Here is a 12,912-nt window from a genome sequence, read left to right as displayed (position 1 = left end):
CTTGGTTTTCCTTGTTTTATCCTGATTTTATTAAAAACACAAAGCGCTGATAATCAGCAAATATTAATACAAATCAATACATATCAAACCAAACATCGCGAGGCTTTGAACCTCGGTCAGATACAATTATGAGCAAACACGGACGCATTTTAGTCGCCATGAGTGGCGGCATCGACAGTTCTCTCGCTTCTGTCCTCCTCCACGAACAAGGCTATGAAGTCATTGGCATGACCATGAAAACTTGGGACTATGCCAGTAGCGGCGGCTCCAAAAAAGAAACAGGTTGCTGCTCTCTCGACTCTATCAACGATGCCCGCACGGTGGCCGTCGAGTTGGGTTTTCCTCATTACATTTTGGATATTCGTAACGAATTTGGTGACTATGTCATTGATCATTTTACGGGTGAATATCTCGAAGGCCGCACCCCTAATCCTTGTGTACTTTGCAACACTCATATCAAATGGGATGCACTGCTTCGCCGCGCCGACCGCTTAGATTGTGAATATATTGCCACCGGCCACTACGCCCACGTACGACAAGAAAACGGTCGCTATGTGGTATCCAAAGGAATTGATACTTGGAAAGACCAAAGCTACGTACTTTGGGGAGTATCTCAAGAAAGCTTGGCCCGTACCAAACTACCCCTAGGGCACTTGAGAAAAGCCGAAATCCGCGAAATGGCCAAAGAACGTGGTTTTATGGATTTGGTCAACAAATCAGAAAGTTACGAGATTTGTTTTGTTCCCGACAATGATTACCGTGGCTTTCTCAAACGCCGCTTGCCCGAACTTGAAAGCCAAGTAGCGGGGGGCAATTATGTGTTACAAGACGGAACCGTCGTAGGAAAACATGAAGGTTATCCTTTTTATACGATTGGTCAACGCAAAGGGCTTGGCATCGCCCTCGGCTATCCAGTGTTTGTGACCGAAATCCGCAAAGATACCAACGAAGTAGTACTCGGGCGCGACAAAGACCTCGAACGAGATGGTATGTACGTCTCAAAGCTCAATCTTCAGAAATACGCTCGTATTGATGCCTCTTTGGATACCATCACCAAAGTAAGGTACAAACACGAAGGTGCCCCTGCCACTATCGTTCAAGAAGCTGATGACCGTATCAAGGTTCTTTTTCAAGAATCTGTAAGTGCGATTGCGCCAGGACAAGCTGCGGTCTTTTATGAAGGCGATGATGTAGTAGGTGGCGGATGGATTAGCAAAAGCTTTCGTCAATAAATAGTATTTCTAACGCTGTTGGCGCTCTAAGCGCCGACAGCCTCTTATTTCAGTAGCCTATTTGACTCTCAATCCAGTCCAACCCTCTCATATATAAAGCCTTGGCATACCCTACTCTATTGTCAAAATCATGATAGTCGGTACGCCCATTATGAAGGTATTTTCTAATCAAAGTCGCATTGATTTCGGCGGTAGGGTTTTCGATTTCGTCATCAGTCTCCGTACGATAAGCTGCAAAAGCGGGAAAATCATGCTCCAATCGCGTAAAAAACAGATGATTGTTGGCATTCCGTACCGCACACAGCAGACCGCTTGCTTTGGAGGTAGAAGGAGCCAAACTCCCTTCTAAGCCTCGTTTGAGCACCATTACGCCGTCAAAACCTGCCATAAGTGCCAGCTCAGCCATCTTCATCTGATAGGTAATATGAAATACTGACGTGACCAAAATACGAGCACCACAGGGATTAAGCACTTTTTCGAGCGTGGCCAAAAACGGTCTTTTCAACGTAGTTCGGCGGCGCTCTACCCATTGGTCAAGGGCAGGCGAAAGCGATTTTTGGTCCAAGACCCACCCAAACGTAGGATTCATCTCCAATAATTCGTGGTTGTCGGCCAGAAGCCAACTTCCTAAATAAAGATACAAATCGTGGGAGTTAAATTTATATTTAGGACCTGAAGAGCGCCCTAGTGCTGTCACTGCGTTATAGTTACGTTCCTGAAAAAAATACGCCAGCAAAGGCGTAATCATGTAGGAATGCTCCACACCATCGAAGGGTTCGGCCAATTGAATAATCGGGAACTTGGTTTTGACACGGCGCTGAAAACCGGGCGTATAAGTACTCATGACTGCCTCATGCAGTCCTTCGTATTCGTCGTTGGTTTCATAGCGTACTCGAAGAATACTCACTGCCATTCCTTTAAAAGTTTCGCAAGGTTCATCAGACAATAAAAAATCGCCTAGTTGATGCGCTTCAGATACTTGTAGTGATTTTCCACTTAGTAATTTCACACCAATCGGAAACATATTTTGGGGCAAATCAGGGCAAAGTTTATTTAAAAAAAATACAGGATTCGAAAAGGCATGCCTTCCTATATAGGTTTCTAGTTTCAGCTCTGCATCGGTAGGGCCTTTCATCATCAATGCCCCAAAGAAGGCCCCTTTTTGTAAAGGATGACAATGCCCTTGGATTAGCTCTCGCAAACACTCTTCCACAAGCTCTGGCGCGAGGGGTTTGCTTCCATGCTTTCCTATACCCACCTGCTTGATTCCTCTAGCTAGGGGAGTATCTAAATTGTATTTTATAGCGAAATCGATAGTAGTCACAATTACTTAAAAATTACTTAGTTTTCAAAAACTAAAATTAATCATTTACACATTTTTTAAACCTAAAATAGTTCTATTTCAAAGAAATATTTATAAAATATGAAGAATATTTGATTGTTTACGCGAATTTATCAACCAAAATTTTGCAAATATACATTTATAACATACTTTTAAGTAAAATTTTTAAGCAACCTACACATAAGAATTTTATTTTGACAAGTACAATAGTAAATATATAAACTTTTTCTACAACCTTGTTTTGAAAAACTATATTTTTTAATTAACTCATTTTAAAAAATCCCCTCAAAACCATCAATACTCTATATAAATAGTATTTTTTCAAGAAATAAAAATCACCCACCTTATATACTCTGGTAGCTCTTACGTAAACTTCCAATAGCGTTGGCGGACGCCTATTAGGAAGGAAAAAGAAAACCCCGCAGAATGGCGGTTCTGGCGGGGTATTGTGAAGTCTTAAATTAGGGATTAACTTAAAACCTTACAAACTTATGAAAAAATTGTTATACGTACAATCGTATACGATACTTCTTTTCACATTCTTACTAGTCAAATCGGCGCAGGCTCAAATGAGCCTGCAAGGGCAAGTAAGAACCCGTACAGAGGTAAGAGACGGCCTCGGAAACCTCGCCAAATTGGGTGCTAAAGCAGCGACATTTACTTCCCAACGAACAAGCTTGAATTTTGGATATCGGTGGGATCGACTCACCTTCGGAGTCAATATCCGCGATGTAAGGGTATGGGGGCAAGATGCCTCTTCGATCAACAACTCCGACGGCTCAAAATTGTTTTTACACGAGGCTTGGGCCGAAATCATACTGGCCAACGCAAACGATACCTCCTTCAAAACCAAGGCCTTTGAGCGCTTATCGCTCAAAATAGGACGGCAAGAGTTGATCTACGATGATGTACGATTGCTTGGGAATTTGGATTGGCTCCAGCAAGGGCGTCGTTTTGATATGGCTTTGCTCAAAGCCCAAAAGAAAGGCTGGCAAATAGATATTGGAGCTGCTTTTAATCAAAATAGCGATGCTTTTGGACGTACGGGCACTTTTTATGTAGCTGCCAATACTCCCACCACTATCGCCAATTCTAAAGGTGACTATATCAGCCTTCCTAGTGATTTTATTCCTACTACTTCTAAAGGAGGGGCTCCTCTCCTAACCTCTCCTCTCAGTACCAATGGACAAAATCAAATGTTTAAATCAATGCAGATGGTGTATCTGAGCCGAAAATTCGGAACTACAAAATTTGCGGGGCTTTTCTTCAAAGATGATTTTCAAAAGTATAGAATAGATAGTATCGGTAATGCTTCCAATGGCCTAGTTTATGGCCGCCGATACGATGTAAATGGTGTCCATAGCCGCTTTACTTATGGTGCCATGCTCACTGGGCTACTCAATCCGCTCGCCAAAAAACTAGGTAAAATTACTTGGCAAGCCTTTGGTTATTTACAACAAGGCAAAAACCGTGACGGTCAGGCATTGAGTGCTTTTCATTATGGTGCCAACGTATCAATTCAACAAGGACGGCTTTCTATAGGACCAGGCTATGAATTGCTTTCGGGCAGCAATACCCTTACTCCCGACGGCAAAGACCACCGCTTCGACCCGCTCTATGGTACTCCACACAAGCATTGGGGATACATGGATTATTTTTATGTAGGTACGGGCTCGGCAGCAGGTGGATTGGCCAATGCTTTCCTCAAAACCAAATATACAGCCAATCCGAATTTATATTTCACATTGGACTTTCACCACTTTGCTTTAGCCAACGATATGAAAAATGGGCTAGATGCTTCGGCGGGAAAACTAAACCGCCAACTAGGCAATGAAGTGGACTGTATCATGAATTATAGCCTCAACAAATTTACGAACCTTGAAGTAGGGTATTCTTTCCTCAAAGGCTCAGATAGTCTCGAATACGCCAAACTAGGTACTATTGGCCAAACCAAACGCCGTGCTCATTGGGCTTATATCATGCTCAACATACGCCCCGATTTCCTTACGACCAAAGCTGCAAAGTAATCTTTCCCAAAATCTTTAAACTACTGAAATCCCATGACTTCTAATAAACCTCTTTCTCAGCTCAATATTTTTAGTTTTAGTGGCATTCAGATGCGCACTTTCCACATCACGTGGCTTACTTTCTTTGTGTGTTTTTTTGGTTGGTTTGGAATAGCACCCTTAATGCCTGCCATTCGAGCCGATTTAGGACTTACCAAACCTCAAGTCGGCAATACTATCATTGCGGCGGTATCAGCTACGATTTTCGCACGGCTCATTATCGGTAAATTATGTGATACTTGGGGGCCTCGCAAAACTTATACTGCTCTTTTGATAGTGGGTGCTTTGCCCGTCATGCTCGTGGGCTTGGCCAAAGATTATACTTCATTTTTATTGTTTCGTTTGGCGATTGGCGTGATTGGCGCTTCGTTTGTGATTACGCAGTTTCATACTTCTATGATGTTTGCGCCTACTATCAAAGGTACAGCCAATGCCGTTGCAGGAGGTTGGGGAAATCTAGGCGGCGGTATTACGCAGCTTGCTATGCCTCTCATTATGGCTACTATTATGGGATTTGGTTTTGTAAAAGCAGATGCTTGGCGGCTGGCGATGATTGTGCCGGGTCTTATGATGCTTCTTATGGCTTGGGTCTACTGGAAATATACCAAAGATACTCCTGCCGGAAACTACGACGAAATTAACCACACAAATACCTCTCAATCAACCGTTTCTTTTTGGAAAGCTTGCTCTGACATTCGGGTTTGGGCGTTGGCCATTGCCTATGCTTGCTGCTTTGGAATGGAAATCACCTTTGACGGCGTAGCAGCGCTTTATTTTTTCGACAACTTCCACATGGAAGAAACCGAGGCAGGGTTTTGGGCAATGCTATTTGGGTTTATGAATATTTTTGCCCGTGCCGTAGGTGGTATTGTTGCCGACAAAGTAGGACAAAAATTTGGAATGAGGGGTAAAGGGATTTTGCTTGCTTCTATGCTGTTGCTGGAAGGTATTGGCATCTTGTTGTTTGCCCAAGCAGGCAATTTGACCCTCGCTATTTTATCTATGCTTACGTTTGCGATGTTTCTGAAAATGGCCAACGGTGGTACTTACGCCATTGTACCCTTCATTAATCCCAAAGCCGTAGGTGTAATTTCGGGCGTAGTAGGAGCTGGCGGAAATGTAGGTGGAATGCTCATGGGCTTTTTGTTTAAATCTCAATCTATTTCTTATGGACAAGCCTTCATGTATATCGGAGGCATAGTGGCTATTACGGGGGTGCTATTGTTTTTAGTAAATTTTGGTAAAACTGTTACCCTCAAACAAACCGAAACAGAATTACAGGCAGCCTAAGTATTTTTTTCAAACGGGAAATTATGAACGAAACAACCTCATACAAAACCACTTGTTGCTACTGTGGCGTAGGCTGCGGGGTAGTGGTTCAGAAAAGTCGCAACGGCAATATCTCCGTAGAAGGCGACCCTAGCCACCCTTCAAGCCAAGGAATGCTTTGTTCAAAAGGAAGGAATTTGCATTATACTGTGATGGATACTTCCGATCGACTGCTGTATCCCCAAATGCGCCGCAATCGACAATCACCACCCCAACGCGTCAGCTGGGATACGGCACTAGAACGAGCAGCAGCTGTATTTAAGACATTTATTGAGAAATACGGCCCCGATTCCGTAGGATTTTATGCCTCAGGGCAATGCCTCACCGAAGAATACTACGTGGTCAATAAACTTATCAAAGGTTTTATAGGCTCCAACAACATTGATACCAACTCTCGCCTCTGTATGTCGTCGGCGGTGGTAGGATACAAAATGGCGCTAGGGGAAGACTCTGTGCCGTGTAGTTATGAAGACATCGAACTTGCTGACTGTTTTTTGATTGCTGGCTCCAATCCCGCTTGGAATCATCCTATTGTATTTCGTCGGATGGAAGCCCATAAAGCGGCCAATCCGCGTGTTAAATTTGTGGTGATAGACCCCCGCCGTACTGATACTGCCCGTATGGCCGACCTTCACCTTCAAATCAAACCTGGCACGGATGTGGTATTGCTCAACGCTCTCGCCAAGGGACTGATTTCGAGGGGATACATTGATGAACAATTCATCAGAAATCACACCGAAGGTTTTGATTCTTACCGAGTTCAAGTAGCCCAACGCGACATGCGAGAGGCGGCCAAAATCTGCGGCATCAGCCTGCATGATATTCACCAAGCGGTAGAGTACATTGGCAAATCCAAAGGATTTATTTCTATGTGGGCTATGGGGTTCAATCAGAGTGTCATTGGGGTCAACAAAAATCTAGCTTTGCTCAATCTCCATTTGATTACGGGGCATATCGGTAAGGCAGGGTCGGGGCCGTTCTCCTTGACAGGCCAACCCAACGCAATGGGTGGAAGAGAAGTAGGTGGGCTATCCAATCTTCTACCAGCACATCGCAATTTGGCCGACCCTACCCACCGACAAGAAGTGGCTGATTTTTGGGGTGTTCCGTCACTCAATCCTAAGCCCGGATTTACAGCTACCGAAATGTTTGAAGCACTCAAAGACGGGCGAATGAAAGCTATTTGGATTATGTGTACTAATCCGCTCGTAAGTTTACCCAATGTGCATTTGGTAGAAGAAGCTTTGAAAGCGGCCAAATTTGTGATTGTCCAAGATATCTCTAATCGTTCGGATACCCTAGCCTATGCCGACCTAGTACTCCCTGCGGCAGCTTGGGGCGAAAAAACTGGCACTATGACCAATTCCGAACGTCGTATTTCTTACTTATCCCAATTTAGCGAGCCTGTAGGAGAAGCACTCCCCGACAGTGAAATTATTGTCAAATTTGCCCATAAAATGGGATTTGGTGACGCTTTTAACTACCAAAATGTAGCAGAAATCTACGACGAGCACGTTCGCCTTACCCAAGGTACGCACATCGACATCAGCGGGGTGTCGCACGAGCGCCTACGTACACAAGGCACGCTTCAATGGCCAGTTCCTAGTCGTGATTCTAGTGGAACTGCTCGGCTTTTTGCGGACCATCAGTTTTTTACTCCTTCTCGCAAAGCCCAAATCAAAACCGTACCTGATGAAAATCAATCCGAAGCGTTGAGTGACGACTTCCCTTTGATTCTTACCACTGGGCGCCTACGCGACCAATGGCACACCATGACCAAAACGGGTAAAGTCAACAAGCTTACCCAGCATATCCCTAAAGCTGTACTCGAAATAAACCCTCAAGACGCCGTAGAAAGAGGCATCAAAGAAGGTCAAATAGTAATCATTGAAAATACACGCGGCAAAGTGCAAGTCCCGGCCAAAATCACGGACGATATTCGGCCAGGCGTAGTTTTCCTGCCCATGCACTGGGGCAAGATTCTTCATCAGAGTGCGGCTCGTGCCAACAACCTAACCAGCGATTTATTAGATCCTTTCTCCAAGGAGCCAGACTTTAAATATGCTGCCGTTGAAGTAAAAAAATTCAGAAAGCCTAAAGAACGTATCATTGTGATAGGGGCAGGGGCAGCCGCCTATAAGTTTGTCACTACTCATCGACAATGGAATCTTACCGACGAAATCCACGTGTTTAGCAAAGAGACCTTCGCCTTCTACAACCGCGTAATGCTCCCCGATTATGTCAGTGGGGCTATGAAATGGGAAAAACTTCTCAAAATGCAAGATGATGAACGCGCCTTGATTCACTTGCACGAAGGCATAAGTATTGGGAAGATTGACCGAACTCACAAGGTAGTTTATGATTCAAGGGGCCAAATGCATCATTACGACCGCCTCATCATTGCTACGGGAAGTCGCGCGTCTACTCCTCGTGATTTAGATACAAAACTAGAGGGGGTATTTACGATGAGAACTCGCCAAGACGCTGATAAACTAATGCAATACTTAGCCATTGAAGAAAAATATAGCAAGCCCTCTACCAAAAACGTGGTGATTGTGGGAGGAGGGTTGTTAGGCTTAGAATTAGCAGCTTCTTTACGACAGCGCTCTCAACGTGTCACGGTAATTCATCGCGCTTCTCGCCTTATGAATCGCCAATTAGATTCTACAGCAAGTACTCTTTTGCACGAGGAACTTCGAGACCGTGGTATTGATATTTATTATAATGACGAAGTAAAGTATATCATCGAAACCCAAAAAAAAGCAACTGGACTTCGCCTTACTTCTGGTCAAATCCTCACTTGCGATGCCGTAATATTTACCATGGGCACGACTCCAAACCTAGAAATAGCTCGTCAAGTGGGTTTGGAAGTTCAGCGGGGTATCGTCGTCAATGCCTATCTCCAAACTTCTGACCCTTTTATTTTTGCGGTGGGTGAAGTAGCCGAATTTGAAGGGCAGCAATTTGGCATTACTGCCGCCGCAGAGCAACAAGCCGAAGCTCTCTGTGCCTATCTCAGTGGCGATATCCAAAGCTACTACCGACCCACTATCTCTATGAACATTTTGAAAATAGACGGGTTAGATTTATGTTCTTTAGGAATCACCGAGATTCCAGTCAATGGAGCAAGTACCAACTATGAAGAAGTGATTTTTATGGATAGAACAAAAAGGTATTATAAAAAGTGTATTATTTATAACGACCGCCTAGTAGGGGCTATACTCGTAGGAGATAAGTCCGAGTTTGTGGAATTCAAATCTTTGATTCAACAAAAAACCGAATTATCCGAAAAACGTCTTAAACTACTTCGAAGTGGTCAAAGCACGACACCAGTCAAAGGAAAAGTAATATGCTCCTGCAACAACATCGGAGAGGGGAATTTACAAGATGCTATTAGAGCCGGTTGTAGCGATTTGCCCTCCCTATGCCAACAAACCGGAGCAGGTACAGGCTGTGGTAGCTGTAAACCCGAAATCAAAATGATATTAGAAAATGCTAAAACCTGGCCAGTCGAAAACCAACTTATTCGTTAAGTTTACAAACGCCACAATGCACTACTTGCCCAGCGGTGAGTAGCCCACTGCCCAATACTTGAAAATAAAGTGTGCCTTGTCCGAACTTTCAAATCCGCAAAAAAGTTTTGAGATAATTGCCCAAAACGAACAAGCTATGCAACACTCTATTTTCGATGATTTTATTGCACATGCTATCGAGGTTTTAAGCCCCCTTCCTGATATGGTTGGCCTCGCCGTAGCTGGTTCTCACATCACCAAAGAAACCGACTCTTTTTCAGATTTAGATTTGGTATTGGTATCTCAACATCCCTACTCAAGCGATGTCAATCAAATGAAAAACATCGCTCATCAACTTGGTACGGTATTGTCAGCTTTCACTGGCGAGCACGTAGGCGAACCTCGGCTCCTCATTTGTCTCTATGCCAATCCTCTCTTGCATGTGGATATCAAGTTTTTAACGCCCAACGAATTTTATCAACGCATCGAAAATCCCCTTATCGTCTGGGAACGCGATCATATCCTCAGTCAGATTATTCAAACAACCCAAGCCACTTGGCCATACCCTGATTACCAGTGGATTGAGGACAGATTTTGGGTATGGATACATTATGCTTCACTAAAAATAGGCCGGGGAGAATTCTTTGAAGCCTTCGATTTTTTAGGTTTTCTACGAATGGTAGTACTCGGCCCTCTGCTTCATATCAAAAACGGTAATCAACCACGCGGTGTACGGAAAGTAGAAACCAAACTATCGGCGCAAGACTTAACTCAACTTAGAAAAACCATAGGTGGTATGACGGCCCAAGAACTAACCCAAGCTCTGTGGCAGGCTATTGCCATGTATCAAGAGCTTCGTTTGGTATTATTTGAATCTAATATTGACCTAAAATCAGAGGCTGAAAAATCTGTGAAAGAATTCTTAACAGAAATAGAAAAAATGTAAGTAAATTTAGTAATCGAAGTTGTTCAACTCCCACCTCACCCTTCCCTTTAAAAATAACATGACTTTTCTTCGCATCTTGACCCCAGGCGGGGTAATTACCCCCGACGAACTTCAAAGGCTAGCCTCTTTGACGAGACAATATGCACTAGGCAAAATAGAAGTAGGTTTCCGACAAGATTTATTGATACCTTCTTCAGATGGGCAGCTACCTATTTTACGTCACCAACTCGCTGAATATGGGTTTAAGGTGGAAGAAGCCAACTCAGCACATCCCAACATCGTATCGTCGGTAGTAGCTCAGAATATTTTTCCTAAATTATCATGGCTACGTTCGGGAGATTATTTAGATATTATTGATTCTTTTGATTTTGAACCTCGCCTCAAAATCAATCTTATTGACCCCACCCAAGAGTTGATCCGACCGCTTACGGGCGAGCTCAATTTTATTGCCTCTGCCACCCCTTCCTTTTGGTATTTAGTGATAAAAATCCCTGCGTTAGGAAAAATGCGCGTATGGCCTGAGTTGCTTGATGGCGAACAAATCGCCCAATGGGTCAAAACCATTGAGTCTGTTCTCTACAATTCTACTCCTCTCGTAAATTTTGAGGAATTTTTCCAGCAAGTTTGTTCCAAATTTTCGGGCCGTACTCGTCGTATTGAGCAAGAAGTGAGACTTACACCTAAGCCTTATCCCCGCCACGAAGGTATTTATCGCTATGATGGACATTATTGGATTGGGCTTTATCAACGTACCAATGAATTTGAAGCGCCCTTCATAGAGGCATTGTCTCAACTTTGCAAAGACACCAAAATTGGCCGTATTTATACGACCCCCTTCAAAACTTTTGTTATTAGAGACATTCCAAAAGAGACCATTTATCAATGGGAAAAACTCTTGGGGCTTTGGGGCGTACACACTCATTATTCCTTTCTTGAGCTCAACTGGCAGCTACCTGATGCTGACGCCGCAGCTTTGCGCCTCAAAACCGAACTTGTAGATGCTTTTGAGCGCACTCGGATACGTACCTCTAGTCTAAGTTTTAGCATAGGAGAGCGAAGCCCCGATACCACTTCTACTATTGTTATAGAACCCCTGTCCGACGATTATGAGCGTTTTAGAGTGATTCACTCGCCTGATTTTTATATCGGCAATAGCGAATGGGAAACTTTTGCCGGTGATGTAGCTCGCAAAAATCTCCCAGAGGTTTTAAGACGTCTTACTCAAAAGTATTATGAACAACTTTCGACCGACAAAAAAACCACCCTTACCCGTAAAACCCCTGGGTTGCAGCCTATCATTATGGAAAAAGTTATGCAATGCAAACATTGCCTTACCATAGCTGATATACCCGCCCCTTTACCAGCCTCTTATGTATGTCCGACTTGTAATGCTCCCGCTGGAGATTTTGTAGAAGTAATGTTGGAAGCTATTTCTTAAAGTTAAAGCAGTAGATTACAACCTCTTATATCGGAATTATCAAAACGTCCGATGACCTCAAACTGTGTCCCTGTTTGACCTATAAAACGGCCTAAATCTTGGGTTTCGATAAAAGCGCAAGAATCAATATTGGCCAGGTCTATTACATTGATACCACCATAGCGAAGTTTGGTGTCAGGAGGAGCATATACAGTGCGAGGGTCGTTGATATCCCTCAAGAGAATCCGCATCGTAGCCGACATTTCAAATATCCCTTCCCCTTCTGAATACGATTGCGACAACAGCTCTGTCATCCCGTATTCGGAGTGAATTACTTTCACATTGAAAGCCTCTGTCAGTATCTGATGCACTTCTTCTCGAAGCATTTCACGGCGACGTCCTTTCATACCGCCCGTTTCCATGACTATTAGCCCTGAAAAATCCCGCAAGTCTTCTGATGCCTTGTACCTCCCCGATTCGGCCAAATCCAACAAAGCAAACGTGACGCCCCACAGTATTATTTTTCGGCCATCAGCTTGCCTTACTATTTGTTGAAGCACTTTTAGTAGCTCATCTGTATTATGCAAAAAAAAACCTGAAAATGGAGAGCGAGTTTGCGCAATAAATTGTTGAACCATATACACCAAAGACGAATTATTTCGTTCAAGGTAAGAAGGTAGCAACGCTAACAAATGGTAGTTTGTCAACTCCCCATACGTAGTTTCAAAAATACGGGTACTGATTTGGTCATACCATCCCAAGTCACTCACATGATGACGGCTCGTCTGGCTTCCGGTAGTACCACTACTCTCAAAAGTAGTTTGTATTTTTGGCGCAGCACTCAAAACAGTGTGATTCTTAAAAAAGCTAATAGGCAAAAAAGGGATATCCGACAAAGTCGTCACTTGAGTACTGGAAACTCCCAAATAGCTCAAATATTGGCTGTAAAGTGGATTTTGTATAGCTTGCCACTTAAAAACCATCAAAGCCACCTCCTCAAAAGTAGGGTGTGTAATGTGGAGAATGGCATCTTGCAAATCCTGACGAGTAAACATATAAAACAAACTT

General features: G+C 43.6%; 8 protein-coding genes. 6 read left to right on the top strand and 2 right to left on the bottom strand.

Annotated features, from left to right (window positions below):
• Positions 1–128 precede the first annotated feature (128 nt).
• On the top strand, positions 129–1,232 hold the full coding sequence (mnmA, locus tag P1X15_RS04065) for a tRNA 2-thiouridine(34) synthase MnmA (protein ID WP_277336851.1): 1,104 nt from the start codon (positions 129–131) through the stop codon (positions 1,230–1,232).
• 49 nt (positions 1,233–1,281) lie between these two features.
• On the opposite strand, the gene P1X15_RS04060 is transcribed toward mnmA, so the two are convergent.
• Positions 1,282–2,556, bottom strand: a complete 1,275-nt coding sequence (locus tag P1X15_RS04060; protein WP_277336850.1) for an anthranilate phosphoribosyltransferase — start codon at positions 2,554–2,556, stop codon at positions 1,282–1,284.
• A gap of 509 nt (positions 2,557–3,065) precedes the next feature.
• Between P1X15_RS04060 and P1X15_RS04055 the strand changes: the two genes are divergently transcribed.
• From P1X15_RS04055 to P1X15_RS04035, 5 genes are all read left to right on the top strand, one after another.
• Entirely contained in the window at positions 3,066–4,601 is a 1,536-nt protein-coding gene (locus tag P1X15_RS04055) for an alginate export family protein (RefSeq protein WP_277336849.1), read from the top strand.
• Positions 4,602–4,634: 33 nt separating this feature from the next.
• Positions 4,635–5,930 (top strand): MFS transporter, encoded by a 1,296-nt coding sequence (locus P1X15_RS04050; RefSeq protein WP_277336848.1) that lies wholly within the window; start codon positions 4,635–4,637, stop codon positions 5,928–5,930.
• Between the two features lie 23 nt (positions 5,931–5,953).
• Positions 5,954–9,502 carry a nitrate reductase gene (locus tag P1X15_RS04045; protein WP_277336847.1) on the top strand — a complete coding sequence of 1,183 codons (3,549 nt, stop codon included), beginning with the start codon at positions 5,954–5,956 and terminating at the stop codon, positions 9,500–9,502.
• A 136-nt stretch (positions 9,503–9,638) separates the two neighbouring features.
• Positions 9,639–10,427 (top strand): nucleotidyltransferase domain-containing protein, encoded by a 789-nt coding sequence (locus tag P1X15_RS04040; RefSeq protein ID WP_277336846.1) that lies wholly within the window; start codon positions 9,639–9,641, stop codon positions 10,425–10,427.
• 58 nt (positions 10,428–10,485) lie between these two features.
• Positions 10,486–11,865, top strand: a complete 1,380-nt coding sequence (locus P1X15_RS04035) for a hypothetical protein (protein WP_277336845.1) — start codon at positions 10,486–10,488, stop codon at positions 11,863–11,865.
• 2 nt (positions 11,866–11,867) lie between these two features.
• Here P1X15_RS04035 and P1X15_RS04030 read toward each other — a convergent pair whose 3' ends face one another.
• Complete coding sequence (locus P1X15_RS04030; protein WP_277336844.1) at positions 11,868–12,899, bottom strand: acyl transferase; 1,032 nt, start codon at positions 12,897–12,899, stop codon at positions 11,868–11,870.
• Positions 12,900–12,912: the final 13 nt, after the last annotated feature.

The sequence above is a fragment of the Runella sp. MFBS21 genome (genome assembly GCF_029433105.1).
In the GTDB taxonomy this organism is placed as follows: Bacteria; Bacteroidota; Bacteroidia; order Cytophagales; family Spirosomataceae; genus Runella.
Note: the sequence above shows the minus strand (reverse complement) of the source record. Positions and strands in the feature narration are given on the sequence as shown.

What these genes read in the sequence shown, in the direction of transcription:
- mnmA (WP_277336851.1), top strand. Translation starts at nt 129, where the DNA reads ATGAGCAAACACGGACGCATTTTAGTCGCCATGAGTGGCGGCATCGAC.
- P1X15_RS04055 (WP_277336849.1), top strand. Translation starts at nt 3,066, where the DNA reads ATGAAAAAATTGTTATACGTACAATCGTATACGATACTTCTTTTCACA.
- P1X15_RS04050 (WP_277336848.1), top strand. Translation starts at nt 4,635, where the DNA reads ATGACTTCTAATAAACCTCTTTCTCAGCTCAATATTTTTAGTTTTAGT.
- P1X15_RS04045 (WP_277336847.1), top strand. Translation starts at nt 5,954, where the DNA reads ATGAACGAAACAACCTCATACAAAACCACTTGTTGCTACTGTGGCGTA.
- P1X15_RS04040 (WP_277336846.1), top strand. Translation starts at nt 9,639, where the DNA reads ATGCAACACTCTATTTTCGATGATTTTATTGCACATGCTATCGAGGTT.
- P1X15_RS04035 (WP_277336845.1), top strand. Translation starts at nt 10,486, where the DNA reads ATGACTTTTCTTCGCATCTTGACCCCAGGCGGGGTAATTACCCCCGAC.
- P1X15_RS04030 (WP_277336844.1), bottom strand. Translation starts at nt 12,899, where the DNA reads ATGTTTACTCGTCAGGATTTGCAAGATGCCATTCTCCACATTACACAC.